The sequence below is a fragment of the Polyangium jinanense genome (assembly GCF_028435365.1).
Genome location: NZ_JAGTJJ010000019.1, coordinates 16,263 through 42,434, shown reverse-complemented (window position 1 = coordinate 42,434; position 26,172 = coordinate 16,263). Strand labels below are relative to the sequence as shown.

Here is a 26,172-nt window from a genome sequence, read left to right as displayed (position 1 = left end):
ACACGACGATGACGATCGAGGCCACGCTCCCGGAGACGAAGCACCGCATGGAAGACAATGCCTGCCCAGGCTGCGGCGGGCGCGACGCCGATTTCCTGATCGAAGCCGAGGACGACCTCACCGGTAAACCCGGCCGGTTCCGCTTCGTGCGCTGCTGCTCGTGTGACCTCGCCTATCAGCGGCCGCGCATCCTCCAGGACGACATCGGCGCCTATTACGACTCCGAGTACATCGCCCACCGCAAAAAGAAAGATTGGGGCGTGTTCACGCCTCTTTATGAATGGGGCATGAACGGCCACGATCGCCGCAAGGTCGAGCTTTGTGGTCGGTACGTCTCCCTGCGGCGTGGCATGCGCGTGCTCGACATCGGCTGCGCCGTGGGCAGCTTCCTGCAGATGCTCCGCCGGAAGCACGGCGCCGTCGTGACCGGCGTGGATTTCAAGGATCTCCGGGACAATCCGCTGCTCGAAGGCGTCGATTTTCGTCTCGGCGTCTTCTCCGACATCGACTTCGGCGACGCGCGCTTCGATCTGATCACGATGTGGCATTTCCTCGAGCACGATTACGAGCCGCTGCAGACGCTCACGCGCGCGCGCAGCCTGCTCGCGCCCGGGGGACGTGTCGTGATCGAGGTGCCGCGCCTCGATTCGGTGAGCTTCCGGCTCTTCAAGGATCGCTGGCCAGGGCTCCAGGCGCCGCAACACACGGTGCTCTTCGATTGGCAAACGCTCCGGGCGATGTGCGAAAAGAGCGGCCTTTCGATCGTTGACCACGTGCCCTGGGGCGCCTTCCCGGCCTATTTTTATCTCTTCGCGGGCACGGCGTTCCACGTGCTGCGTGGCAAGGGGCTCGACGTGGGCAAGGCGATCGGCCCGTATTTCGCGGGACAACTCGCGCTCTCCCCGGTCTTGCTCTTCGAGAAACAGCTCAACCTGGCCATGCAGACGATCGTCCTCGAACGGCCGGCGTCGGGGGCTTCGCCGTGAGCCTGAAGCGTATTCGGGGCCTCGTCGCCCTCCTTTTGACCATTGTCTTCGTCACGGCGCTCTCGCCGCTTTTCGTCCTCGTGCGTCTCCTCCTCGGCCGGCGCGCCGTGGCCGAAGGGCTCGGGGCCTGGGCCGCTTCCGTCGTGCTTCGCCTCTCCGGCGTCTCCGTCGAGGTGCGTGCTCCCGTGCTTCCGCTCCCGGAGCGCCGCGTGGTGTACGTCTCGAACCACACCTCGTCGATCGACCTCTTCGTGCTCCTCTCGCTACGCCTGCCGCGAGCGCGATTCTTCATGAAGCGCGGCGCGTGGGTGTTTCCGCCGGGCGCGCTCGTGGCGGTGTGTGTCGGCACGTTTTTCACGGTGCCGCAGACGTACACCGAAAAACGACGCAAGCTCTTCGCGGCCGCGTGCAAGGTGCTCCGAAAGACGGGCGACGCCGTGTATTTGAGCCCGGAAGGGACACGCGTGATTTCGGGCGGCGTCGGGCCTTTCAACAAGGGCGCGTTTCACCTGGCGGCGGCCCTCGGGGCGCCGATGGTGCCGGTGTACCTCGAGATTCCGCGGGCCGAGAATCCCGGAAAAAGCTGGGTCATGACGCGGACGAAGGTCATCGTGCACGTCTTGCCCGAGATCGACACGAGCGGCTGGCGGCCCGAGACCGCCCGCGAGCACGCCGACCACGTGCGTGGCATCTTCCAGGCCTTCGAGGCCGAGCTTGCCGCGCCAAACCAGCGAGCAGCGGCGTGACCGGCGAGCTCACGTTCCTGCCCCTGAAATTGCGCCGGCGCGCCGAGGCGCGGGGGGACGAGCACGCGCTCGGGTTTCTCGACGACGGCGAGGTTGTCTCGGCCTCGCTCTCGTTGGGCGCGCTCGATGCGCGCGTCGACGACGTGGCCGCTGCGTTGGTCGAGCGTTTTCCCGAGGACGCGCGGGTGCTCCTGCTTTTCCCGCCGGGGCTCGATTTCGTGGTCGCTTTCCTCGCTTGCCTTCGCGCGGGGAGGGTCGCGGTGCCCGCGATCCCGCCCGATCCACACAAGCCGGCGCGCAGCCTCGCGCGGCTTGGCCATCTCGTCGCGAATGCAGCGCCCGCGGGCGTGCTCACGACGGCCGTGATTTTGCCGTATCGCCCGATCCTCGACGAGACCGTGCCCGCGCTCGCGTGTTTGCCCTGGATCGACGTGACCGAGGTCCCACGCGCGGGCCGCCGCGTCGAGGAGCCGCGCGAGGATGGCCTCGCGTTTCTCCAATACACCTCGGGATCGACGGCTGCGCCGAAGGGCGTGCGTATTCTGCGGAGCAACCTCTCGCACAACCTGCACGTCATTCATGGCGTCGCGCCCATGATTCCGCGCGCCTCCGTGAGCTGGCTCCCTCAATTTCACGACATGGGGCTCATCGAGGGAATCTTGCTCCCGCTCGACGGCGGCTGGCCGGCTTGGTTGATGCCGCCGTGGGTTTTTCTGGAACGACCGCTGCGGTGGCTTCGGGCCATCGAGCGCTTCGGGGCGATGCGGAGCGGCGGGCCGAACTTTGCCTATGATCTATGCATGCGAAAAATCGATCCGGCCGCGCGCGAAAAGCTCGATCTCTCCTGCTGGGCCCAGGCGTATTGCGGCGCCGAGCCCATTCGCGCGAGCACGCTCGCGGCGTTCGCCGAGGCGTTCGCGCCGTCGCGTTTCTCCGCGGCTGCGTGGTTTCCCTGTTACGGGCTCGCCGAGCATACCGTGCTCGCTTCGTGCCGCACGCACGCGCCGTACACCGTGGAGCGCCTGTCGGCCGCTGCCCTTGCGCGTGGCGAAGCCGAGGAGGCGGGCGGCGAGCGCGCGATCGACGTCGTTTGCGTGGGAGAAATCCCGCCGCTCGTCACGGTGCGGGTGGTGGATCTGGAGACGCAGCGGCCGCTCCCGGACGGGCGTATCGGGGAGATCTGGCTCCAGAGCGGGAGCGTCGCCGATGGGTACTGGGGCGACGAAGAGGCGACACGTGGGGTGTTTGGCGCGACGCTCGCGGGGTCGGAGCAGACCTTTTTGCGGACGGGGGATCTCGGATATCGACGCGCGGACAAACTCTTCCTCGTGGGCCGGCAAAAGGACGTGCTCATCGTCCGCGGCGAGAATCATCACGCGCACGACGTCGAGCGTGCGGCCGAGGGCGCGCATCCGGCGATTCGGCGGGGATGCGTCTGCGCCGTGTTGCTCGAGGATGTCGCGGGGGGAGGGGAGCCGCGGCCCGTCGTGGTTTGCGAGGTCGACGGTCGGCTCGACGACGCCGGCCGCGCCGCGGTGAGGGCCGCCGTTCATCGCGCCGTGGCGTTCGAGCACGGGATCTTCGTGGATGTCGCGCTCGTCCCGAAACACACGTTGCCGAAGACGTCTTCGGGCAAGCTCCAGCGACGGGCGACCGAGGCCATGTTGCGCGCTGGTGAAATCGAAATGCCCGTTCGTCCGCCGCCGGCGCTGGAGGGGTCGCCAGGGGAGGGGAGTCGGCTGCGCGCGGCGCATCTCATGCTTGCGAGGGTCACGGGCCTTTCGCTCGACGAAATCGACATCGACGAGCCGCCCGCGCGGTTGCCGCTCGATTCGCTGAAGGCCGCAGACGCCGCGGCCGTGCTCGGGGATCTGCTCGGTCGCACGATTTCGCTCGACGTGTGGGGCGGCGCGCCGTCCCTGCGCGCCCTCGTCGAGGGAACGATAGCGCTCGATGCGCCCTGGATAAAGGATCTGGAGCACCCCCTGCCGCGCCCGAAACCACGTCGATCGGGCGGCGGCGTGATTCTCGTCACCGGCGGGACGGGGTTCGTCGGGCGCGCCGTCGTCGCCGAGCTCGTGCGTCGTGACAAACGAGTGCTCGTGCTGGCGAGGGGCGCGGACGGCGCTCGGGGTTTGGCCGGGGACGTCTGCCTGCCGAACCTCGGGCTCGGGGAGGAGCGTCATCGTGCGCTCGCCCGAGAGCTCGACGTGGTCGTGCACGTGGCGGGGGCCGTGAATTGGGTCTTGCCGTATTCGTCGCTCGCGCCCACGAATGCCTGCGGGACGGCCGAGGTGATCGCCCTTTGCGCCGCCGCGGGGGCGCGGCTCGTCCATGTATCCTCGCAGATCGTGTGTCACGACGGCGCGGCCGCGCCGGGGGCCGTGCTCGGCGACGACGAGCCGCCCTCGGCCCTTCGCGCGCGGCTCCCGCGGTTGCCGCTCGGGTATGCATCCTCGAAGGCCGTGGCCGAGCTCCTCGTGGATCGAGCGCGAAAGGAGGGGCTCTCGGCCACGATCGTGCGGCCTTCGCTCGTGCTCGGCGGGAAGGACGGCGAGGCGAGCGTGGACGACGTGGTGGCCATTTTGCTCCGCGCGTGCATCGAGGCGGGCGCGGCCCCGGACCTCGATTTGCCGTTTTCGGTTTGCCCACGGGACCACCTCGCCCGGGTCCTCGCGGATCTCGTCGATGCGGGGCCTCTGCTCGTCCACGTGGGGGACGAGTCACGCTCGCTCCGGGAGGTGGTCGCGTGGCTGGCGCTCGCGGGGTATGATGTCGCGTTGATTCCGTGGGAAGCATGGCTCGCCCGCGTCGAAGGAATAGGCCTTCATCGCCGGGGGCGATTGCGAGGGCTGTGGCCGTTTTTCCGCGCCGGCACATTGCGAACGTACGAGCGAGCGCGGCGCGCCGTGATATCGATCGCACCCGCCTATCGCGGGACCGAGCCCGTCGATCCCGCTTTCCTCGATGATCGCGTCGCCGCGTGGCAAGCGGCCTCCGCGCTTCCGCTCCCGCCCCGGCGCCGCGCGCGCGCGACCGCGGCGTCCCGCGCGCTTCCGGAGGCACCTCGGCGGGTCGTCGTCGACGGCGTATCGCGCGAGGTCACCTCGGCCCGCGTGATGCCCGCGATCACGGGCAGCGGTCTGTTGAGCCGCCTCGCTTGTGGTTTTTGCGATCGCCCCGTCGGCGTTTACCCCGCGATGTTGATGCTCGACGATGGCCGCGAGCTCGACGTCGTGCTCAAAGCGTCGGCCCGCGGTGACGAGCTCCGCGCCCTTTGCACCGACGTGGCGCGCGCTTCGAGCCCCACGCTCGCCGCCGCGCTGGAAATGCACGGCCATTGGCTCGACGTCGCATCTGCCCATACACGCGAACGTGCACTCTATGGCCTCGACCATGCGGAGCTCGCGCGCGTGCGGCCTCGCTGTTTTTCCCCGCACGACGACGCGATCGACGCTCCGCTCATCCTCGAACGATTGCGCGAAGGCGACCAGGTGGAAGCGCTCGACGCCGTCGCCGAGCCCTGGCCGCTCGATGCGGTGCGGCGCGCGGTGCGGGGACTCGCTCGATTGCATGCGGATTTGCAAGGCCCTGCCGCGGCGCTGTCCGTGGTGCCCTGGGCGCGGGCCGCCGGGACCGTCGCGGCGGAGCTCGTGCCGCTCTGGGAGGCGCTCTTCGGGCACGCGCGAACGCGCATCGACGCGGACGTTGCAGCTCTGGCGGCGCGTCTGCTCGACGACGTCCGTTGGGCCGATGCGCTCGCTGCGGTGCCGGCGACGCTGCTGCACAATGACGTCAATCCGCGGAACCTCGCATTACGACGAGGACCCTCGGACGCGGGGATCGTCCTCTACGACTGGGAGCTCTCGGCGCTCGGCCCTGGGACGCGTGATCTCGCGGAGCTTCTTTGCTGGACGCTTTCCCCGGACACGACCGCCGAAGAGGCGTTTGCCCTCGTGCGTGTCCACGCCGAGATGGTCGCGCCGGGCCTCGACGACGAGGCATTACGAGCTGCATTCGGCGCCTCGCTCGCGTGGTTCTTCCTGGATCGATTGACCACGTACACCGTGGTCTCGCCGGTGTTCGATCTGCCCTGGCTCGGGCGCGTGCTTTCGACGTGGCGTACGCTCATCCGAGGGTTTGCGCCTACAGAATGAGCTTCCGGGACCGCGCGGGATGCAATCAACGACCACGTACGCGGCGCGGCGTCGGTCGACGACGCCCCACCTCGGGTGTGACGGGACGAACCGAGGACGGGACGCACGAGGTGTCGCTGTCGCAGGCGGGGTTCGCCTCGTCGGGCGCGTCGGGCCCACGAACGCGCGGCTCGCGGAGGGCCGCACGCACGCTCTCGACGAGCACTTCGAAGCCCGCGCTCTTCGCGACAGAAGGCACCTGCAGGGCCTTGGCGAGCGCCGTGAGCACGTCTTGCCGCATGTCGGAGCAGAGCATCACGCGGGTACGACCGAGGCCAAAGGCGTCCCGGATCATTCGCACGAGAAGTCCCCCATCGACCTTCGGCATGTTGACGTCGATCACGACGAGCTCGCAACGCGTGGCTTTCACCGCCTGGAGCGTGCCGAGAGGCCCTTGATGAAACGTGACGTCGAGATCCGCGGCGCGGAGCCATCGCACGGCTTCCGCGCCGAACATCGGATCGTCGTCGACCAAAAGAATCCGCGATTCTCCCCCCATACAGAATGTAGTCGTTCACGACCGGAAGACGTTCGTCAAGTAGGTGCACGTACTACTTTCGTACCGCCTTCGACGAACGTTCCATTACATGTTCGTACGCTTGGAGTGGAGCGCAGGAAGTGTACGACTCGGACACAAAGCATTCATGACGTCGAATTCGCTGTCGAATCCGTGTCAGCCGATCCGGAGCGACATCGAAATGTCCGTCACGTGCATTCCCGAATCGATCCGGAAGGCGTCCTTGCGCTTGCCGTTCTCCACGAAGCCCATCCGCTGGTAGAGGCTCCGGGCGGGGAGGTTGTGCTCGAAGACGCCGAGGTCGATCCAGGCGATCTTGCCCGTGCGTTTCGCCCATCCGATCGCGGCCTCCATCAATTGCTGGCCGTGGCCCTTGCGCGTGTAGCCCCGCTCGATGCCCATGCCGAGGATCGCCCGGTGCATCTCCGCCGAGAAGCGCCCGCCGCGCAGCTCGAGGTGCCCCACGACCCAGCCCCGCACGGGCTCGACGAGCAGGAAACACCGGCCCCAGAGCGACTCCTCCAGCGCGCGCTCCCAGCGCTGTCGCGCATGCTCGCGGACGCTCGCGCGCTCGGGCGAACGCGAGATCGCGAAATGCAAGGAGCCCTCGCGTCCGCTCTCGGCCGAGTGGCGGACGATGTGATCGGAGAACCCGTCGAGGTCCGTGAGGTCCGCGAGGCGGATGAAAGGGCGGCCCGACATGCGAGATCCGCTCCAACGTGTACAGCGCTCCGGCTCAAGTCACCAGGGGGTTTGGAGGCAGTGCTCGGCTTTGCCGAGCGGAGCCCCAACCATCGCAAGGAGAACAGGGGTCGAGGTCGTCCGCCGCGAGGTCGAGGCCCCGGGTCGTCCGTTTTGTACTAGGCTCCGCCCGTGCCCCGGTTCGTGACCTTCGCGTGCCTCGCCTTCGCCCTCGCCGCGTGCGGCGGCTCCGACATGCCCGACCCGAAGGACGCCGTGAAGGCCTACGCCGACGCAGCCGCCCGCGGCGACGCCGACGCGATCCACGGCATGATGAGCGCGAAAGCCCAGCGGAGCCTGTCCCGCGAGGACGTGCGCCGCATCGTGGCCGAGGAGCGCAGCGAGCTCGCCGATCAGGCCAAGGCCCTCGCCGCGCCCGGCGTGACGATCAAAGCCCACGCCCGCATGCGTTACGCCGATGGCGAAGACGCGACGCTGGAGCTCGAAGGCGGCGTCTTCCGGATCTCGGCTGCCGACGCGCTCCCCGCAGGCGCGAAGACGCCCGCGCAGGCGCTCGAACAGCTCCGGCGTGTCCTCGCGCGGCGCAGTTATGCGGGCCTTCTGCGTGTGCTCTCGCCGTCCACGCGGAGCGCGATCGAGAACGATCTGCGCTCGCTCGTTGAGGGGCTCGAGCACCCGGAGGGCCTCGAGGTTCAGGTCTCCGGCGATCGCGCGACCGTGCAGGTGCCGGGCGGCCACGAGGTGAAGCTGCGTCGCGAGGCGGGCGTGTGGCACGTGGAGGATTTCGATTGATGCGCGCGCGGGTGAGCTCGGTGCTCCTCGTGATCGTGGCGCTCCTGCTCGTCGCGCTCGTACCGCGGCCGTCGCGGGCGTTCGGGGAGGAAGGGGCGTTCAACCCGCGGATCCTGCTCACGGGGACGGCGCGATGGGAGGGCGCGCGAACGACCGGACCCGCGCGCTGGTCCGAGGAGCTGACGCGGCGCACGAGCGCGCCCGCACGCCTTTCGCCCACGACGGTGCGCGCTGACGCGCCCGCGCTGCTCGCCGAGCCTTTCGCGATCTGGGGCGGCGAGGACGACGTGCCGGCCCTGACCGAGCGCGAGGTGCTTGGCATCCGGCGCTTCCTCGCACTCGGCGGCGTGCTCTTCGTCGACGACTTCGCGCCCGAGTCGGGCACGTTCGGGAAAGCCGCGCGGCGCGAGCTCGCCCGCGTCTTGCCCGACGGCGCGCCCATCCCGATCGGCACGGAGAACGTGCTTTTCCGATCGTTTTACCTGCTCCGCCGCGCCGTTGGCCGCGTCGAGGGCGAACCCAAGCTCGAAGCGATTTTGCGCGGCGGCGTGCCGCAGGTGATCTTCGCCAAGCACGACGTGCTCGGCGCGCTCGCCCGCGCGGCGAACGGGACGCATCCGTTCGTCGTGGTGCCGAACGGCGAGCCGCAGCGTGAGCAGGCCGCACGGCTCGCGGTGAACGTCGCGATGTTCGTGCTCTGCTCGAACTACAAGGACGACCAGGTGCACGCGCCCTTCCTGATGCGACGCCGCGCGGCGGAGCCTTCGCCATGACGACGAGCCTCGCGCCGTCGGGGGATCTCGCGCCGTCCTACCAGCTCCTCGCCGCCCTGCTCACGGTCCTCGGCATCGTGCTGCTCGCGCTCGAGCTCAAGCGCTCGCGGGGCTCGCGGCTGCTCGCATTCGCCACGGGATCCCTCGCCTCGCTCGGGCTGCTCTGCGCGGTGCTGCGGCCGGTGGCGATCCAGAGCAAGGGCAGCCTCGTGGGGCCACGCGTGGTCGTGCTGGCCGACGCGTCGCGCTCGATCGATTTGCCCGGGCCCGCGGGAAAGACGCGCCGGGAGGAGGCCGTGCGCGCGCTCGGCGAGCTCTCGAAGCACGGCGCCGAGGTGCGGCTCTACGGGCTCGCGTTTGGCAAAGGAGCGCCGACGCCGCTCACGGCCGCGCTCGCGAATGGGGCGGCCGAGGGAGCGTCAACCGGGCCGGAAGGTCGGCTCGGGCAGGCGCTGCTCGCGGCGCGGCCGATGCCACGATCGGATCTCGCCGGCGCGATCGAGTCGGTCGCGCGCGCGGCGGACGAGCGGCCCGCGGCGATCGTCGTGCTCTCGGATGGAAGGTTGGATCGGCCCGGGGAGGCGCAGGCCGGCGAGGCGATCCGCGCCGCGCTGGGGACGCTGACGGTGCCGGTGCACGCGGTCTCGCTCGCGACGGAGGCGCCGCGCGATGCGAGCGTGCGGGCGGTGCGAGCGGCAGGCGCGGCGGTCGCGCATCAGCCGCTCACGTTGCGGGTCGAGATCGGCTGCGCGGGCGGGCTCGATTGCGACGAGATCCCGGTGTCGCTGCGCGAGCTGCGCGAGAGCGGCGAGCCGACGCTCCTCGCGTCGGGCAAGGCGAACGCGTCTTCCGGATCGGCGACACTGGAGCTCGAAGTCACGCTCGACCGCGCCGGCGCGCGGATCCTCGAGGTGTCGATCGACGCGCCGGACGGCGACGCGGTGCCGGACAACGACACGCGGTACATGACGATCGACGTCGCGCGCGATCGCGTGCGCGTGCTGCACGTGGCCGGGCGGCCGACGTACGACGTGCGCGCGCTCCGCATGTGGCTCAAGGCGGATGCGTCGGTCGACGTCGTGGCCTTCTTCATCCTGCGCACGCCGACCGACGACGTGGTCGCGCCGTCCGAGGAGCTCGCGCTCATCCCGTTCCCGGTCGACGAGCTCTTCAGCGAGCACCTCCCGAGCTTCGACGCCGTGGTGCTCCAGGACTTCAACGCCGCGCCGTATGGCCTCGCGAAGCATCTGCGATCGCTCGCGCGGTACGTCGACAAGGGCGGCGGCTTGATCATGGTCGGCGGCCCGGACGCGTTCGTCCCGGGGAACTACGCGGGCACGCCGCTCGCCGAGGTCCTGCCCGTCGGGCTCGATCGTGGGCCGGATGCGCAGGGCGTGGACGTGGCCTCGTTCGTCCCGCGCACGACCGAGGCGGGACGCGCCGCGCCGGTGCTCGGGCCGCTCCGGGATCTCATCGGCGAGGAATGGCCCGAGATGCCGGGCGCGAACGTGGTCGGCGACGCGCGGCCGGGCGCGACGGTGCTGCTCGAGCACCCGACGCGCAGGACGCCGAAAGGCGGGCCGATGCCGATCCTCGCGCTTGGTGAGCACGGCAGTGGGCGCACGATCGCGCTCGCCATCGACGGCTCGCACCGGCTGCTCTTCAGCGCGTTCGCGGCGAACGCGGCGGGCCGGGCGCACGGCGCGTTCTGGGATGCGCTGCTCGGCTGGCTCATGCGGGATCCGCGCTTCGAGCCCGCGGTCGTGGAGCTCGCGGACGGGTGCATCGCCGGGGAGGACACGACCCTCACGCTCCGGCCGCTGCCCGGACAGAAGGGCGACGCGAAGATCACGATCCGCAAGCTCGGCACGGGCGAAGAGGCGCGCACGCTGTCGGCGAAGCTCGATGGCAAGGGCGAGCCGCTCTCGCTCGACGCGGGCAAATTGCAGCCGGGCGGCTACTCGGCGACGGTGGAGATCGTGCCGAGCGAGACGGGCGCGCTCTCGGACGGCGCGACCTCGGCGCAGCGCGGTCCGACGACCCGTCGGGACTTCGCCTGCGAGCGCGGCGGCGACGAGTGGGCGGACACGCGTCCCGATCCGGAGCGGCTCGCGGCCATTGCGGCGGCGACCGGGGGCAAGAGCGTGACGGTGGATCAGATCGGGAGCCTGCCGCTGCCGGCGGCGACGCAGATCGCGGCGGAGAGGCGGGTCTCGCCGCTCCTGCCGCCCTGGGCGTGGACGCTCGGGGCAGCGATGCTCGTCGGGGTGCACTGGATCGTGCGGAGGCGGGGCGGTTTGTCGTAGCCAGGCGAGGGTTTCGTCAGGTCTTTTTTTCGGCCGGCTGCCCGATCAGGAGCGCCTCGCGCTCGCGCTCGAGGCCCGGATCGCCTTCGGCGCGCAGCGACCACCCCGTCTTCAGCCCCAGGACGAACCACCCGAGCGCGAGCGCGCCCGCGGCGAACGTCGTGTCTCCAATGACGCGCAGCCACCGCAACGTGTCCATTCGCGGCGTCTGCAGGAACTCGGCCGAGCGCGCATACCACATCCCGTGCTCAACGCTGGCCCAAGTCTGGAGCAGTCCGAGTGGCAGGAGGCTCAGGAGCACCATCAACACGAGCCCGATGTTGATCGACCAGAACGCGAAGGAGAGCGCGCCGGTCTTCCACGCGCGGTGCGTCGACAAACCCTTCAGGCAGAACAGCATGAGGCCGATGCCGAGCATGCCGTAGACGCCGAAGAGCGCGGTATGGCCGTGGACGGGCGTCGTGTTCAGGCCCTGCATGTAATAGAGGGCGATCGGCGGGTTGATGAAGAAGCCGAAGAGCCCCGCGCCGACGAGGTTCCAGAATGCGACGGCCACAAAGAAGTAAATCGGCCACTTGTACGCCGCGACCCACGGCCTCGCGCGCGTGAGCGTGAGGTTTTCGTAGGCCTCGAAGCCAATGAGGACGAGCGGCACGACCTCGAGCGCGCTGAACGTCGCGCCGAGGGCGAGGATCGAGGTGGGCGTGCCCGTGAAATAGAGGTGGTGGAAGGTGCCGATGATGCCGCCCGAGAGGAACAGCACCGTCGAGAAGAGCACGGCCGAGGTAGCGGTCGCGACACGCAAAAGGCCCATGCGCGTGAAGAGGAATGCGATCACGACCGTGGCGAAGACCTCGAAGAAGCCCTCGACCCAGAGGTGAACGACCCACCAGCGCCAGTACTCGGCCATCGCGAGGTTCGTCTGCCGGCCCCACATGAGGCCCGCGCCGTAGAAGAGGCCGATCGCCGCGGAGGCAAGAAGGAAGAGCGCGAGCAGATTCTTGTTTTCGCCGCCCTTCTTGAAGGCCGGCCACATCGCGCGCCCGACCAAGAAGAGCCAGAGGAACAGGCCTACGAACAGGAAGATTTGCCAGAAACGGCCGAGGTCGACGTATTCGTAGCCCTGGTGGCCAAACCAGAAATTCGCTTCGAGCCCGAGCTTCTGCTGGATCGCGAACCACTGGCCGGCGAGGGAGCCGACGACGATGACGAGCAGGCAGACGAACAAGACGTTGACGCCCGCGCGCTGGAATTTCGGCTCGTGGCCGCCGACGGCCGGCGCCATGAAGAGGCCGGTCGCGAGCCACGCCGTGGCGATCCAGAAAATGCCGAGCTGCACGTGCCACGTGCGCGTGACGGCATAAGGCAACCACCGGTCGAGGGGGATGCCGTAGAAGCCCGAGCCCTCGACGCCGTAATGCGCGCTCACCGCGCCGAGCCCGATCTGCGCGACGATGAGCGCGGCGACGACCCAGAAATACTTGCGTGTCGCCCGCATCGAGGGCGTCGCCTCGAGGCCGACCAGCGGGTCACGTTCGGGATAGACGGGGTCCTCCGTCGGGCGGTGGCGCTGCGCCGCGAAATACCACGAGAGGGCGCCGATCCCGGCGAGCAAGAGGACGAAGCTCACGACCGACCACACGACGACCGCGCCCGAGGGGTGATTGCCGATGAGCGGCTCGGAGGGCCAGTTGTTGCTGTACGTAATGCTCGCCCCGGGCCGCTCGGTCGCGCACGCCCAGGCCGCCCAGAAAAAGAAGGCGTTCATGCGGCGCTGGCGCTCGGGGTCCTTGATCGTCTCGGCGGGAATGGCGTAAGCGTCGCGTAGCTCGGCCATCGCGGGATCGGCGCCGAACACTGCGGCGTAATGCTTCGATACCGCCTCGATCGCGCGGGCGCGGAGCGGGCTCACTGTGAGCGTGCCAGACGTCGCGTCGTAGGTGTTCGTGCGCATCTCGGCCTTGAGCCGCTCGATGAGCGCGGCGCGCTCCGGGGCGGGGAGGTTTTCGAAGGTGGTCCCTTTCTCGCCCTGCGCCCACACGTCGAGGATCCATGTCGCCTCGCGGTGCAGCCAATCCGCCGACCAGTCGGGCGCGACGTACGCGCCGTGCCCCCAGATCGAGCCGACCTCTTGGCCGCCGAGCGATTGCCAGACGTTCTGACCATCACGAATATCCTGACCCGTGAAGAGCGTGCGACCGTCCGAGGCCACGACGACGCGATCCGGCACCGGCGGTGCTTTGCGATAAATCTCGAATCCGAAGTAACCGAGGACCGCGAAGGAAAGGGCGATCACTGCGCCGAACGCCGTCCACAGCCTCGTATGACGCATTGGACACCTCCCGCGTCGAATGGAACCGTTGTGGTCGCACGGATGGCCAAGTTCGAGATCAAACGCATGTCGAATTCGAGCGGAGCCGCGGAAAAAACTCCGTTGCGTTGCGTCCGTCTCGTCGGATTCGATTGCGAGGAGCGGGCTACCGGCTCCCGCCCGCCTTTCGCGCGCCTTCTTCCTCGGTGGTCTCGGCGAGTTTGCTGCGGTGACCGCTCGACGGTTCCTGGTCTTCGGCCACGTTCGCCGCGGCGTGTCGGATCGCCGCCGGCGCGTCTTTCCGGATATGGATGTCGGGCTCCTTCATGGGCACGGTGCGGCGGGCTGCGCGTTCGCGGCGCTGGAAGGCGTACCGCTCGAGATCGCCCTCCTCCACGGCGCCCTCGGCGAGGAAGGGCTCGAACCCCTGCTCCATCCCCTCCGCGTGCGCGGTCTCGAGCTCACCGCCGAGGTCTTCGAGGGCCTTTTCGCCCATGATGGCCTCGATTCTCACGTAAAACTCGCTCTCCTCTGCGAAATGGTCCTGAAGGGCCAGCTCGACCTCACGGGCCAGCGAGCGCACGGTATCGACGTCGCCCTTGGACGTCGCGACGCTCCGAAGCTTGTTCACGAGGTCGACTTGCCGAAGGTAAGGCGGGCGCATGACGTCGAGGTCGTTCAGCGCCTCTGCGCACTCGGGATAAAAGATCTCCCGCTCGGCGCGCAAATGCGCGGCGAGCAGCGTGGCGAGCTCGCGTTGCAGGGGCTCGATCTCGGGCGTGCCGAGGTTCTTGTGGAAGCGCTGGAGAACCTCGACGATTTCGCGATGGTGGGATCGCAGCAGATCGGTCGCCTTCATATGCCCTCCCGATGCGAACGTATCGCTCCGGGGGCGGAGGCGGGAGCGGGAGGCGAAAGCGGAGGGGCCCAGCCGAATGCCTCTTCCCGAGGTGACCGATGTCCGCTATGGTGGATGGGTGTCCGCCATGTTGCCAGCTCCTCTTGACCTCGTCCCTGGACCGGACACCGGCCCCTCGCTCGTCGCCCACGAGGGGTGGCTGCGTGTCCATTTCGGCGGCGGGAGCCCCGCGCACGCCGATTTCCACTGGTTCTGGCTACGCCACCAATGCTACGTCGATCGGCATCCGCGGACCGGCGAGCGCACGCTCGATGCGTCGGAGGTCCCGCTCGGCATTCGCCCGCGGAGCGTGGGGCTCGATGCGCAGCGCCGCCGCGTGCTCGTCACCTGGGACGAACCCTCCGGCCGGCAAAGCAGCTACGACCTCGAATGGCTCCGCGTCCATGCCTATGCGCCGGGCCGCGTCGAGGTTGCGCCGCCGCCCTCGGACCTCGCGCGGGTGACGCTCGAAGCCGGTCGATTCCCGAACGTCGCCGCGCTCGTGAATGCGTGCCTCGACCGTTTGCGTCACGAGGGGCTTTGCGTGGTGCAGGGTTCGTCCGTGGCGTGGGGGCGCTCGCCCGAGGACGATACCGAGCCGCTCATCGAGGCGTTCTCCACCGCCGGCCTCGCCATTGTCGGCACGCATTTTGGTCGCGTGGAGGACCTGCGCACCGACAACACGACGAACCAGAACACCGATCAGCTCGGCTATACCGACGCGGGGATCGAGCTCCACACCGATCAGCCCTTCCTCGACGTGCCGCCGCGTTATCAGCTCCTCCAATGCATCCGTACGGCGGATGCCGGCGGAGAGAGCTTTTTCTGCGATGCGCTCGCCGCAGCGCGGTACGTCGCGTCGATCGACGCGACGGCCTTCGAGCGACTGACGACGCTCCCTGTGCGATTTCACCGGAAGCAAAAATCGTTCGAGCGGATCGTGGATTCGCCGCTGCTCACGATGAAGGGCCCGAGCGGCTTTCTCGTGCGGTATTCGTATTTCACGCTCGCCCCCTTTCAGGCCTCGTTCGCTGAAATGGAGGCCTGGTACCGGGCGTACACCCGGTTCGCCGAGATCGTACGGGATCCGCGGCACCAGGTTCGTCTCCGGCTCGAACCCGGGGATTTCGTGATCTACGACAACCACCGGATGCTGCACGGAAGGACGGCCTTCTCGGGCGCGCGGTGGGTCCGCGGGGTCTATTTCGATTCGAAATGACTCGTGCGAGATCGAGCGGCGAGGGGCGCGAGAAAGCGCCCCCCGTGCTCACGGGCATGCCTCGATTACTTGCTGCCTTGCCCGCCGGCGCCGCCCTGGCCACCCGCGCCGCCCGCGCCGCCTGCGCCGCCTGCGCCGCCCTGGCCACCCGCGCCACCTGCGCCGCCCTGGCCGCCTGCGCCGCCCGTGCCGCCGCCGGCACCACCGGTGCCGCCCGAACCCGAGCTCGAGCTGCTGGACGTCGTGTCACCCGTCTTCTCGTCGTCGCCGCAACCGGTCATGCCAGCCAGTGCGACCACGGCGAGCAACGAGCCAAAACCCAGGGCGAAAACCGAGCTTGTTCGCGAATTCTTCATGCAAGCGCTCCTCGACGTCCCAACACGAGGCAAGGAAGAAAGCGACCTCTGTCGTGACGTCCGCTAAAACGGATATTACGATGTGTTAACGGACGAGGCAAGCGCCTTGACGCCAAGTTTACGCGCTGCGTTCACGCGAGCCGGTTCACTTGTTGGGCTGCGGCGTGAGGCGGAGGTAGGGACGCACGGCGTTGTAACCCTTGGGGAATTTCTTGGCGATGACGTCCGGGTCCTGGAGCGAGGGGACGATGACCACCTCGTCGCCGTCCTTCCAGTTGGCAGGCGTCGCGACGGAGTGGTTGTCCGTGAGCTGCAGCGAGTCGATCAGCCGCAGGATCTCGTCGAAGTTCCGGCCGGTGCTCGCCGGATACGTGATCGTGGCGCGGACCTTCTTGTTCGGATCGATCACGAAGACCGAGCGGACCGTGAGCGTGTCGTTCGCCTGCGGATGAATCATCCCGTACAAATGCGAGACCTTGCGGTCCACGTCGGCGAGGATCGGGTAGTTCAATTTCGTGTTCTGGGTCTCCTCGATGTCGCTGATCCAGCGCCGATGCGAGTCGACGTCGTCCACGCTGAGGGCGATGGCCTTGACGCCGCGCTTGTCGAACTCGCCCTCGAGCTTGGCGACGGTGCCGAGCTCGGTGGTGCAGACGGGGGTGAAGTCCTTCGGATGGGAGAACAGGATCACCCAGGAACTGCCGGCCCACGCGTGGAACCGGAGGGTCCCCTCGGTGGACTCCTGCTCGAAATCAGGGGCGATGCTTCCAAGCTGCAGGCTCATGACGAGAACCTCCTCTTCCTGTGGGCGAGTTTGTCCACCATGGCGGACGGGTGTCCGTCATAGTGACATGGTGTCGCCGCTGTCAAGTCCCGCGGAGGCGGGACGGGCGCGTCTCCACGCGTCCTCGACGGTCGTTTCGTCCAGCGGGGCCATGAGGGAAACCAAGAACACGTGGGAAGGAGACACGACGAGCTTCCGCGTGCGCGCCACCATCATCGATTCGAGGGGCCTCCCGCGTGGATTCGAAGCATTGGTCGTACGGCGTGGCTGTGCGCTCCAGGGCTAGACTGCGCGCATCGGTCAGCGGGGCCAGGGCGCAGCGCATTCGCGCGCTGTGCGGGCGTTGGCTTCATCGGGCATCGAGCTGCCGACAGGGAAGGGGAACGATATGCGAGCCAAGTTCCGGTCTCACGTCCTCGCGCTCGGCGCAGCCCTGGGTTGGGTCGTGCTCGGGACGCCGCCGTCGATGGCGGCCCAACCCGAGGGAAGCTGCCCCCCGGGATGGGAACTCTGGACGGTTCGGAAGCTCGTCAACTTCGCGGCGCCGCGATTCGAGGACGCCATCCGAGGTACCGACAACAACGATGACAACTTCCTCTGTGTCAAGTTCGACAAACGCGACCCCCGCGTGTTCACCTACATCGACAACAGCCTTCCGGAAGAGGAAGACCCGTAGCGTTTCACGTGCCCGGGCGGCTCGTCAGCCTCCTCCACCTTTTCGACGCAGGGCGATTCCCACGCCGAGCAGGCACATGAGCGCGGCCCAGCCGACCATGTCGTCCTCCGACCCGCCCACCTCGCACCCCGCGCATCCGCCGCTGCTCGGCGGTTTGGGTGACGCCTGTGGCACGTCGACCGGCTTCGTATCGCCGGGACCGGGATCGGCGGGCGTGGGGGCCGCGCCGGCATCCTCGGGCGCTTCGGGGGCGGGGGGCGTCTGCGGCGTATCGTCGGGCGGCTCGGGGACGTCGGGCAGGGCCGGGAGGTTTTGGCCGTCCTTGAGAAGACGATATCGCGGCGGATCGCCGCCCATCGGGCTCGCCACGTACGGCGCGGGGACGGCGCTCGCGGGCACGTTTTTGGCGGCTTCGATGCGCGCGGCCTCGTGTTTCCGCGACGCCGAGTCGGTGCAGGTCAATCGTTTTTCGCACGTGGTGCCCGGAGTCCCGGCGCAATCGGCCTGGGTTCGACACGTGCCGTGGGCGACTTGTATGATGTGGCGGTGCGTTGGCCGGCGCTCGATGCAGAACGAGAGCCGCTCACATTGGCCGTTGTCGCACGTCTCGCCCACCTTTTCGCAGCTGTAGTTCAGCTGGCACGAGGCCTCGTTCGGCCCGTCCGACTCCCAGTGCAGACCCTTGGGGCAAGGCGTGGGGGGAGGCGCCTCGCAATAGGACGTCGAGTGGCGGACCTTCGGCACGTACCCGGCCGGGCAATCCGCGCGCATCGGCGGGATGCAATAAGGACCGTTGTGGCTCAGGTGCTTCTCGGTGCCTCTCGGACACGTGATCGGCATGTCGTGGACGACGTCGGCAATGGCCGCGGTCGTCCACGAAGCCACGCTGAAGCCAAGGGCAAGAGCCATCGCGAGGGGGCGGTGCATCGGTATCGTTTCCGTTCCGAAATGAAGGAGGAGCGCCATGATCCACCCGGCGCCGGGCCGCGTCAAGTTACCGGGCCGAAGGAGGCGGCGATCGCGGTAAGGACCTCCTCCGCGCAGCGTATGCCGAGCGCGTGCCCCGCGCCTTCGACGAAATGGGTGACGCAGCTCGGCAGCCGCGCGGCGAGCGCGTGGCCGACCTCGACGGGGACGTTGCCATCACGCGTGCCATGCCACAACGCGACCGGCGCAATCACGTCTTCCACGACGAACCCCCAGGGGCTCGCGAGCACGCGGAAGTCGTCCGCGCCGCCGCGCGGCCCCGGCCGCGCCGCCTCCGTCGCCCCCTCGAACCCCGCCACCTGGAGCCGTCGGTTCGTGAGGAGCTCCGCGTCCGGAGAGGTTTTCTTGATCATCCGCCGCGTGCTCTCGAGCCATTTGTCGAACCCGCGCTCCCCGAGGTAAGGCGCCATCATTCGACCCATCATCGCCCGAAGGAGGCGCGGCGAGCGGACCGCGAGCCAGAACAATGGGCGATTCAAGCCTCGGACGAGGCGCGCTCTTTGGTACCAGGGCTCGGCCATGGGGCCGGGGGAGGCGAGGAGGACCGCGAGCGTCACGCGATTGCGCAGACCGTGCGCCACGGAAAGGGCGTGTGGCCCGCCTCCGGATTCGCCGAGGACGGCGAATCGATCCACGCCGAGGTGATCCACGAGGGCCCCGACATCGGAGGCCCAGTCGACGAGGACGCGGTCGGGCTTGAAATCGCTCTTCCCGAGGCCCGGACGGTCGAGGCAGATCAGCCGGATGCCCTGCGCGCGCGCCACCTCGTCGTAGAGGAGCCCGGCGACGCCCGACACCGGGCTCCCCGGCATGTAGACGCAAGGGCGCCCGGCGGGCTCGCCGTATTCGTACCAGGCGAGGCGACGGCCATCGGGCAGCGTCATCGTCGAGACGGGCGGAATGGCGTAACGTTCGGTCATCGTCGTCCTCCAGGCCAGCGGATGCCTAAAGACATCTCATTCGTCGTGATGTCAAGCGTTCCTTCGGCATCCAAAGGGGATCATGCTCGAGCGCTTTCCGTCTCGGCTGCCTTTCTTCCGGCGCGTAAAACCGCTCGCCGCGTTGCTCCTCGGCCTTTCCTCGATCGCGTGCACGCCTCTCCTGCCTTCCCGTACGTTTCATGCGCCCGGCGCCCCTGTCGGCCGCGTCTCCGCGACGCTCGTGCCCGCGCCCGGCGTCCGCGCGGGTGGGCCCCACCTCGTCACGTTCGGCCTCCCATTGCCGCCGGAATCGCTCACGCGCTCGGGCCTCTCGACCGTGCGTATCCTCCGGGACGGCGTCGAGATTCCCGCGCACGTCGACGAGCTCACCCCTTATCGGGACATCACCGATCCCGAGCGCTCCGGACGCTGGGTCCGCGTCGCGCGGATCCAGCTCACCCATACCTTCCAGACGAGCCCCCCGGCGCCCGAGTCCGTCGTCGTCGAATGGGGCAGCTCGGAGCGCACGCGCGATGTCGCCGAGCTCGTCGAGCCGCGTCGTGGATTTCATTCCGTGACGGGAGGCAGCTTCGCGCCCGAGGACCTCGTGACCGAGCCCGAGGTTTACGTCGTTTTGCCCAAGGCGTTCCTCTCGCAAGGGGCGTTGCGCACGCCGTTCGTGCCGCTCGACGATCGCGTCGGCGAGGAAATGGATCCCCCGGCGCTCCTCCATGGCCGGCGCCTGCCGTGGCCGCTCGTGTACGACTTTGCTCAAAAAAACTATTTTTATGGTCTCCTGAACGAGCCGGTCGGCGACAATCCCTATCGGACGAACCTCGACAACAACGGCGAGGCGTGGCTTTACGATCGCGCGTCGGCGATGTTCGTCCTGTACCTCCGGGGCGGGTCGGCTCGGGTCCTACGCGAGGCCGTGCGGGCGTCGGTCTTTTACGAGCGGCTCCTCGTGCTCGCGCGGCAACATCGGGGCGATCCATCGGCGAAAGCAAGCCCTCTCGGGGCCTTCTTTTCGTGGCGCAAGCCGAGGCCCGACCCGAAGGACGCGGCCAAGGAGCCCGCCTGGGACCCGAAATACTCGTACGCCGAGTGTCTCGCCCTCACGCATTGGCTCACGGGGGATCCGCGTATCCTCGATAAACTCGACGCCGTGATCGCGGCCTTCGAGGACGTGCCCTCGCGCTGGTCGCCCGCGTATGCGCCCGTCCGCAAGAGCACGGGCGAGCGTCTGCGGGAGGCGTGGACGGAGAGGCACGTGGCGTTCAAGCTGCTCGCCGCGACAATCGCGTTCGAGCTTCGGGGGCGGGAGGAGGACCGCGCGCGGGTCGTTCGTATCGTGGAGGATTTGCTCTGGCATCAGGATCAGAGCCGCCCCGGGGGCTTTTTCGCGCGGGCTGGGGAGGTCGTGGACGGCGGGCTTTACCATTTCGGCACGCAACACGATCCGGACGAGGCCGGCGAGGAGCTGGTCGCTTCGCCGTGGATGTCCGCGCTGCTCGTCGATGCCATGGTGCGCGTTCATTCGTCCTGGGACGACCCGCGCATTGCCCGGTTCATCGTGCGCATGGGAACCATGCTCGCCGCGGCCTCGAAGGTGCGATCGCAGCCGGACGGCTCGCGGCTCGTCACGCCCGATTACCTGATTCGCGCGGACGGCTCCACGCACACCGATCACGACGGAGCCGCGCACGCGGCGGACGTGATGGGGGCGCTCGCCTGGGCGGATGCATTCGCGCGTCTTCTGGGCGAGCCGGATCCGCGGTTTCGTCGGGTGGTTCTGGGTTCGCCGGGGCTCTATGAGACGTTCGCGGGAGAGGTTTTCCAGAGGCCGGACGACTGGATGCTGCGGCCTTATCGGCGGTATGCGTGGATGTTTCGGACCTCGGCTGCGTTTTCGTTTGCGCTGGGGGCGCGGTGAGGGGAGCGGGAGCGGGAGCGCAGCGGCTCGGCGAGAAATACCGGGAGCACCTCGAGGCGCCGATGCCTTACCTGAATCTCTCGCAGGTCGAGCTGGAAAAACTCCTCCGCGAGCGTGTTTCACCTCCGCGTCGAAAATCCCCCTGCACCCTCCGACCGCATATACGCGCGCAGCGCGTCCCGCAGCGTCGCCCGCGTCGTCAGCTCCTTCAGGCCCGCGTCGAACGCCACCATCGTCTGCGCAACGGCCGCGCGAATCCCCGTGATCACCACGCTCGCCCCGAGCAGCCGCGTCGCGCCGACAATCCGCATGATGCGCTCGCCCGTCTCGGAATCGACGCTCTCCACCCCCGTCAAATCAAGGATCACCTGGCGGCACGAAGCGGAGCCAATCCGATGCAGCACCCGCTCCATGATCTCCTCGCCCCGCCGCGCGTCGAGCACCCCCACCAGCGGGACCGCGATAACCCCGTACCAGACCTCGATGATCGGCGCCGACAGCGCATGGATCACCTCCTCCTGCTGGCTGATGACCGCGCGCTGGTCGAGAGCCTCCTGCTCCCTGCGCTCCTGCTCGGCGCGACTCAAACGAACGAGCGCCTCATTCGCGTGCCGTAGCTCCGCCGTCCGCTCCTCCACCTGCCGCTCCAGCTCCCCATACAACCGCGCATTCTCGATCGCGATCGCAGCCTGCGTGCAGATGAGCCCCACCACCTCGACCCGCGCAGGCGTGAATGCTCCCCGCGCGAGGTCATTCTCCAGATAAATCACGCCCGAAAGCCGACCTTTGCCGATGATGGGCGCAGCCAGCGCCGAGCGCGGAGGCGCGTCCACGAGGTAAGGGTCGCGCCCAAAGGGGCCATCCAGCGCGCGATCCTCCAGGAGCACGCTCTCACGCGTGCGTGCCACGTACGCGAGCACGGTCGCAGGCAGATCCGAGCGTTGCCCGAGATCTCGCTCGATCGCCGTCGATGCAGGCGCGTCTTCCTCGCCAAACGCGCGCTGCTCCGCTTCGACGACGAGGCTGCCATCCCGCAAAAGGAGCAAGACCCCTCGCCGCGCGCCGGCGTTCTCCAGCGCCACGCGCAAGAGGGCGTCGATCAGTCGGGGCAGCGCAATCTCGCCCGAGATCGCTTGCGCCGCCTTGAGCACCGACCCGATGTCCAGGGCGTCCGCCGAAGGCGCAGGCGTGCTCGGCAAGGGCGCGTCGAACGTCTCGTCGCGCGCGACAAGCTCGGGATAGGCGCGGGCGAGGCGGCGCGAGGCAACGGTTGCGCCCCAGCGGGCATAGAGCCGGCGCGCCTCGCTGAGGTGAGCGCGCGCGAGCGTCGTTTTCCCGGCGTCCATCCAGTGCCTCGCGCACAGCTCGTTCGCGAGCGCCTCGTCATGGATGTAGCCGCCGCGATGCGCGAGCGAGATCGCAGTGTCGTAGAGCTCCGCCGTCACGAACCTGTCTTCGCCGCGGGCGCGGGCGAGCTCGGCGCGAACCAAGGCCGCGCGGGGGGCGAAGTTTTCCGGACAGATCTCCGCCCAAGCATCGAGCTTCTCCGCGTAGGCCGCGGCGCGCGAGAGCATGACCGCGCGCTCTTCAGGCGCGGCGCTCGTCGAGGCGCGCGTGAGCGCGAGGGCCGCGTAGGCGCGGAAAACAGGCGTGCCGTGCCAGACCGCGATGCTGACGAGCTCGGGGTTCGACTCGAGCACGACGCGCGCCGCCTCCTCGAAGGCGCCCTGGAAGACGAGCAAAAAGACGATGTAGAGCTGCGCGAAGAAGAACGCGCTTTCGTTCTTGATCCGGCGACACGCGGCCATGACCTCCTCGATGTCCACGAGGGGCCCGACAAGGCGGCAGGGGTCGTCTGTCTCGACCGAGAGGTTGTAGGCGATCTGTCCGGCCGCGCCGGCCATCCAGGTGATCGCGTCGAAGCGGTCGAGCTTGCGGATCGGCTGGTAGCTCTTCGCCTCGGCGATGATGTCCTCGATGGGCAAACCGCGCATGAAGCTGTTCGTGACGGCGTTGACCGTGTTGTAGAACGACCAGATGTACTGGCCTGTCTCCAGGCCCGCGTCCTTGCCCCTGATCAGCGTGTCCCAGCAAGCGCTGTAGCCGTCTCCCCAGTACTGGACGAAGCCACCCCACATGTTGCGGATCATCGCTTCGTTCTTCTTGTCGCCGAGCTTCTCGCCGAGCCTGACAGCGATGCGGCCAAGCTCGTAGCCAAGCTTGATATGGCCGCGGACGCACAAGAGCATGCCGAAATTGATACAGCCGTAGGTCGTGCTTCGCGACAAACCGTGGCGGTAGGACAGCTCGAGGATCTTGGCGATGCTGATGCTGAAGTTGTTTGTCGCGAGGAAGTACGTCGGCGCGAACAGCTCCTCCAGGACCTCGAGCAGCGCGGCGATCTCGGGGTCCTCGAGCGGCGGCAGGTTGAGTAGCGCTTCGGGCGAGCGCTCGACGACGAGGTCGAGTGTCACGCGCATCTGCTCCTCGAGCGTCGCTTCGTCCGGGAACGCGGGCAGGTCGAGGCCGAAGGAGTGCATCACCACGAGCCCCTCGGCGAGCGCCGCGGGCAGGTCGTTCTTGAGCACCTGCGCTTTCATCTTGAGCCGCAGGATCTCGGTTCGAGCGAGCCTCGTCGTGGCGCGCTCAAGGGCCTCTCCGAGCGCGGCGAGCGCGTCATCGTGATGGCCGAGCAAGGACAGCGTGACGCCGAGCTTCCTCGCGTAGGCGAGGCGGAGTTGATGCTTCGACGTCCAGGCATCTTCGGGGAGGCATTGCAGGCCGAGTTCGAGGAAGCTGCGCGCGGCGCCAAACGCGGCGGATTCTTCGGCTCGCGTGGCGGCGACGAGGTTCATTCGGGCGAGCGTCTCGCGTTCGTGTGGATCGTCGATGAGCTCGAGCGCGCTGTTCAGGTGGCCGACCACGTCGAAGAGGTTGCGGCTCTCGGACAAGGGCGTGCTCTCGGCGAGCAGCCTGCCGATGCGCAGGTGGAACGCGGGCCGGCCTGCGACCGGGATCATCGCGTACGCGCCTTCCTGGACCTTGTCGTGAGCGAAGCGGTAGCCGCTCCTGCCCGGGATGATGAGCCCTTCAGCGGCGGCGGGCTCGAGGCGGCCGTAGGCCTGTTCGTGCGTACATTCGAGCACGGTGGCGAGCACGCCGAGGTCGAACTCGCTCCCGATGGCGGCGGCGAGGCGGAGGGCTTCCTGCGTGGTTTTCGGCAGGCGGGCGATGGTGCGCACCATCAGATCGACGACGTTTTCGCTGTAGGCGAGCTCGTCGAGTCGTTTGAGGTCCCAGTAAAAACCCGTCCCGGGCTTGAAGGTGAGCACGCCGTGGTCGCCGAGCGAGTGCAAGAAGCGGCGGACGAAGAAGGGGTTGCCGGCGGTTTTTTTGAGGATGGCGTCGGCGAGCGGGCCGGTGTCCGAGCGTCGCAGGCTGTCGCTGAGCATGTCGACGATGTGCCGACGCTCGAGCGGGCCGAGGACGATGTCGCAGACGGAGAGGCCTGCGCGTTTGTGCTCTTCGAGCGCCGCGATGAACGGGTGGGCGGGGGAGACTTCGTTGTCGCGGTAGGCGCCGCAGAAGAAGAACGACTCGAGGGAGTCGTCGGCGAGCAGGGCGCGCAGGAGGTCGAGGCTCGCGAGGTCGATCCACTGCAAGTCGTCGAGAAAAAACACGAGCGGGTGGGCCCTGCGCGCGACGACCGAGACGAACTGCACGAAGCATCGGCTCAGGCGGTTTTGCGCCTCGACGGGTCCGAGCGCGGGCACGACTGGCTGCGGGCCGAGCACGTGTGCCATCGAGGGCAGGACGTCGCAGATGACCTGGCCGTTTTGTCCGAGCGCCTCGAGCCATGCGCGCTGCCAGGCTTGGATCCGCTCGGTGCTCTCGGTGAGGATCTGCCGCACGAGGCCGTCGAAGGCCTGGATGACGGCGCTGTAGGGGGTGTCGCGGTTGAACTGATCGAATTTGCCGCTCGTGTAGTAGCCCTTCGCGCGGGCGAGTGGCTTGAGGATCTCGTGCACGAGCGCGGATTTGCCGATGCCCGAGTAACCGGAGACGAGGACGATGGAGCGTTCGCCGCCGAGCGAGCGTGTGAAGGTCGAGGTGAGCGCGTCGATGTCGCGCTCGCGACCGTAGAGCTTCTGGTGGATGCGCAGCCCGCCTTCGTGGTCGTGCTCGGCGGGCGTGAAGAGGGAGATCGTGCCGAGGGTCTTGAGCTCGTGGCTACAGCGGCGCAGGTCGACGAGCAGGCCTTCGGCGCTTTGGTAGCGGTCTTCGGCGTTTTTCTCGAGCAGCTTGAGGATGAGACGCGAGAGGGTCTCGGGCACCGAGCTGTCGATGTGCGCGGGGGGTTTGGCCTGAAGGGCGAGGTGCGCGTGGATGAGCTCCATGGGCTCGCGGGCTTCGAAGGGGCGACGACCGGTGAGGGCTTCGTAGAGGATGATGCCGAGGGCGTAGAGATCGGCGCGGTGGTCGACGCTGCGGTTCATGCGGCCGGTTTGCTCGGGCGCGGTGTAGGGCAGGACGTCGTGGAGGACCTCGTACGCGTAGAGTCGCTCGTGTGCGCGCGTGACCTCGGCGTCGACGCCGGAGCCGGTGAGCTTGAGCGCGCCTGCATCGCCGACGAGGATGTTCTGGGGGCGGACGTCGCGGTGGGTGATGCCGCGTCCGTGCAGGGCGGCGAGGGCTTCGGCGATCGCGGTGGCGATGGCGAGGGCCTCGGAGACGGGGAGCTTGTTGCCTGGGCGCGCGGCGAGGGTGTGGGCGAGGGTTTGGCCTGGGAAGTGTTCGCGTATGACGACGAGGCTGTCTTCACGCGCCTCTACGCCGAGGACGGAGACGAGGCTTTGCGAGCTGAGCTGCACGAGTTGCGCGTACTCGTGTTTGAATCGCGCGATCTCGGCGCTCCGGGCGCGTCCGATGGACAGGCTTTGGAGCACGACGGGCAGGCCGTCATGCACCCGCCGCGCGCGAAACGTCTTCGCGAACGGCGTTACTTCCACGCGTTCGAAGGCTGTATACCCTGCAATGTCGAGCATCAAGAAGACCACCGAAGAGTGACCG

At 68.3% G+C, this 26,172-nt stretch carries 18 protein-coding genes; 9 read left to right on the top strand and 9 right to left on the bottom strand.

Features of this window, described 5'->3' with window-relative positions; all coding sequences use genetic code 11:
* The first annotated feature begins 8 nt into the window (after positions 1-8).
* From KEG57_RS27200 to KEG57_RS27190, 3 genes are read left to right on the top strand one after another with little or no spacing between them, the layout of a single operon-like run.
* Positions 9-986: a class I SAM-dependent methyltransferase gene (locus KEG57_RS27200; protein WP_272419210.1), complete on the top strand. Its 978-nt coding sequence runs from the start codon at positions 9-11 to the stop codon at positions 984-986.
* Complete coding sequence (locus tag KEG57_RS27195) at positions 983-1,732, top strand: lysophospholipid acyltransferase family protein (RefSeq protein WP_272419212.1); 750 nt, start codon at positions 983-985, stop codon at positions 1,730-1,732. The genes KEG57_RS27200 and KEG57_RS27195 overlap by 4 nt, the downstream gene beginning before the upstream one ends.
* Entirely contained in the window at positions 1,729-5,889 is a 4,161-nt protein-coding gene (locus KEG57_RS27190; protein WP_272419214.1) for an AMP-binding protein, read from the top strand. The genes KEG57_RS27195 and KEG57_RS27190 overlap by 4 nt, the downstream gene beginning before the upstream one ends.
* A gap of 25 nt (positions 5,890-5,914) precedes the next feature.
* On the opposite strand, the gene KEG57_RS27185 is transcribed toward KEG57_RS27190, so the two are convergent.
* Both KEG57_RS27185 and KEG57_RS27180 read right to left on the bottom strand, forming a co-directional pair.
* The gene (locus KEG57_RS27185) at positions 5,915-6,427 is read right to left on the bottom strand and encodes a response regulator (RefSeq protein ID WP_272419216.1); all 513 of its coding nucleotides are present in this window, start codon (positions 6,425-6,427) and stop codon (positions 5,915-5,917) included.
* Positions 6,428-6,601: 174 nt separating this feature from the next.
* The gene (locus KEG57_RS27180) at positions 6,602-7,147 is read right to left on the bottom strand and encodes a GNAT family N-acetyltransferase (protein ID WP_272419218.1); all 546 of its coding nucleotides are present in this window, start codon (positions 7,145-7,147) and stop codon (positions 6,602-6,604) included.
* Positions 7,148-7,318: 171 nt separating this feature from the next.
* On the opposite strand from KEG57_RS27180, the gene KEG57_RS27175 reads away from it, so the two are divergent.
* From KEG57_RS27175 to KEG57_RS27165, 3 genes are read left to right on the top strand one after another with little or no spacing between them, the layout of a single operon-like run.
* On the top strand, positions 7,319-7,939 hold the full coding sequence (locus KEG57_RS27175; RefSeq protein WP_272419220.1) for a hypothetical protein: 621 nt from the start codon (positions 7,319-7,321) through the stop codon (positions 7,937-7,939).
* The gene (locus KEG57_RS27170; RefSeq protein ID WP_272419222.1) at positions 7,939-8,712 is read left to right on the top strand and encodes a DUF4159 domain-containing protein; all 774 of its coding nucleotides are present in this window, start codon (positions 7,939-7,941) and stop codon (positions 8,710-8,712) included. Before KEG57_RS27175 ends, KEG57_RS27170 begins: the two co-directional genes overlap by 1 nt.
* The gene (locus KEG57_RS27165) at positions 8,709-11,018 is read left to right on the top strand and encodes a glutamine amidotransferase (RefSeq protein WP_272419223.1); all 2,310 of its coding nucleotides are present in this window, start codon (positions 8,709-8,711) and stop codon (positions 11,016-11,018) included. Before KEG57_RS27170 ends, KEG57_RS27165 begins: the two co-directional genes overlap by 4 nt.
* A gap of 16 nt (positions 11,019-11,034) precedes the next feature.
* Here the strand turns inward: KEG57_RS27165 and KEG57_RS27160 are convergent, their stop codons facing one another.
* Entirely contained in the window at positions 11,035-13,350 is a 2,316-nt protein-coding gene (locus KEG57_RS27160; protein ID WP_272419225.1) for a nitric-oxide reductase large subunit, read from the bottom strand.
* Between the two features lie 145 nt (positions 13,351-13,495).
* A complete protein-coding gene (locus tag KEG57_RS27155) occupies positions 13,496-14,188 on the bottom strand; it encodes a hemerythrin domain-containing protein (RefSeq protein ID WP_272419227.1) in 693 nt (230 codons plus the stop codon).
* Positions 14,189-14,315: 127 nt separating this feature from the next.
* On the opposite strand from KEG57_RS27155, the gene KEG57_RS27150 reads away from it, so the two are divergent.
* A complete protein-coding gene (locus KEG57_RS27150; RefSeq protein ID WP_272419229.1) occupies positions 14,316-15,446 on the top strand; it encodes a TauD/TfdA family dioxygenase in 1,131 nt (376 codons plus the stop codon).
* A 65-nt stretch (positions 15,447-15,511) separates the two neighbouring features.
* On the opposite strand, the gene KEG57_RS27145 is transcribed toward KEG57_RS27150, so the two are convergent.
* Both KEG57_RS27145 and KEG57_RS27140 read right to left on the bottom strand, forming a co-directional pair.
* A complete protein-coding gene (locus tag KEG57_RS27145) occupies positions 15,512-15,802 on the bottom strand; it encodes a hypothetical protein (protein ID WP_272419231.1) in 291 nt (96 codons plus the stop codon).
* A 145-nt stretch (positions 15,803-15,947) separates the two neighbouring features.
* Entirely contained in the window at positions 15,948-16,586 is a 639-nt protein-coding gene (locus KEG57_RS27140) for a peroxiredoxin (protein WP_272419232.1), read from the bottom strand.
* Positions 16,587-16,974: 388 nt separating this feature from the next.
* Between KEG57_RS27140 and KEG57_RS27135 the strand changes: the two genes are divergently transcribed.
* Positions 16,975-17,262: a hypothetical protein gene (locus tag KEG57_RS27135; protein WP_272419235.1), complete on the top strand. Its 288-nt coding sequence runs from the start codon at positions 16,975-16,977 to the stop codon at positions 17,260-17,262.
* 24 nt (positions 17,263-17,286) lie between these two features.
* On the opposite strand, the gene KEG57_RS27130 is transcribed toward KEG57_RS27135, so the two are convergent.
* Positions 17,287-18,189 (bottom strand): hypothetical protein, encoded by a 903-nt coding sequence (locus KEG57_RS27130; RefSeq protein ID WP_272419237.1) that lies wholly within the window; start codon positions 18,187-18,189, stop codon positions 17,287-17,289.
* Between the two features lie 62 nt (positions 18,190-18,251).
* On the bottom strand, positions 18,252-19,169 hold the full coding sequence (locus tag KEG57_RS27125; RefSeq protein ID WP_272419239.1) for an alpha/beta fold hydrolase: 918 nt from the start codon (positions 19,167-19,169) through the stop codon (positions 18,252-18,254).
* An 82-nt stretch (positions 19,170-19,251) separates the two neighbouring features.
* Between KEG57_RS27125 and KEG57_RS27120 the strand changes: the two genes are divergently transcribed.
* Positions 19,252-21,102: a hypothetical protein gene (locus tag KEG57_RS27120; RefSeq protein WP_272419241.1), complete on the top strand. Its 1,851-nt coding sequence runs from the start codon at positions 19,252-19,254 to the stop codon at positions 21,100-21,102.
* Between the two features lie 119 nt (positions 21,103-21,221).
* Here KEG57_RS27120 and KEG57_RS27115 read toward each other — a convergent pair whose 3' ends face one another.
* Positions 21,222-26,147: an AAA family ATPase gene (locus KEG57_RS27115; protein WP_272419243.1), complete on the bottom strand. Its 4,926-nt coding sequence runs from the start codon at positions 26,145-26,147 to the stop codon at positions 21,222-21,224.
* Positions 26,148-26,172 lie beyond the last annotated feature (25 nt).